Origin of the sequence: Alcaligenes phenolicus, from assembly GCF_032063905.1 — a bacterium.
GTDB classification, from domain to species: Bacteria; Pseudomonadota; Gammaproteobacteria; order Burkholderiales; family Burkholderiaceae_B; genus Alcaligenes; species Alcaligenes phenolicus.
Genome location: NZ_DAMBOE010000003.1, coordinates 346,421 through 346,927 on the forward strand (window position 1 = coordinate 346,421; position 507 = coordinate 346,927).

General features: G+C 59.6%; 1 protein-coding gene. It reads right to left on the reverse strand.

Annotated elements, in window-relative coordinates; genetic code table 11:
- Window positions 1–5: 5 nt before the first annotated feature.
- Window positions 6–507 (reverse strand): PEGA domain-containing protein (locus U2949_RS08100; RefSeq protein WP_321287092.1); only part of this gene is annotated, 502 nt, incomplete at its 5' end.

Below are 507 nucleotides of genomic sequence, written 5' to 3' on the forward strand. Positions count from 1 at the left end.
GCAGCCTATTTGAACTCGTGACTGACGCTGGCCGTCTTTCCTGAGCGCACTCGAATTGTTGTGCTGAACTCTGGCAAGCCTGCATTTTTGATAACAATGCGGTGCGAGCCTGGAGCCAGCGACAAGGACTTCAAAGGCGGGCTGACACCTTGCTTGCGGCCATTCACGTAGACCTCCCCCCAAGGCCGTATATCCAGGGCGACGGTGCCCTTGGCAGGTGGCGCGGGCTTGGCAGCGACAGGTTCCAGTTGTTCCACATGATCAACTTGCGCGGAAGGAGCTGAGGATTCGGCTTGCGTGTTTGTGGCAATTCCTGAAGCAGCGGACGTGGTAATCCCAGTAGCTCCCATTGCTCCGGCACTTCCCGCGGCTCCGATGGTTTCACTAACACCCGAGGTTCCCGTTGCTGCGGCTTCTCCTCCCGTAGCTTCAGAGGCGCCAGTTGTTCCGGCTGTTCCGGCTGTTCCGGCTGTTCCGGCTGTTCCGGCTGTTCCGGCTGTTCCGGCT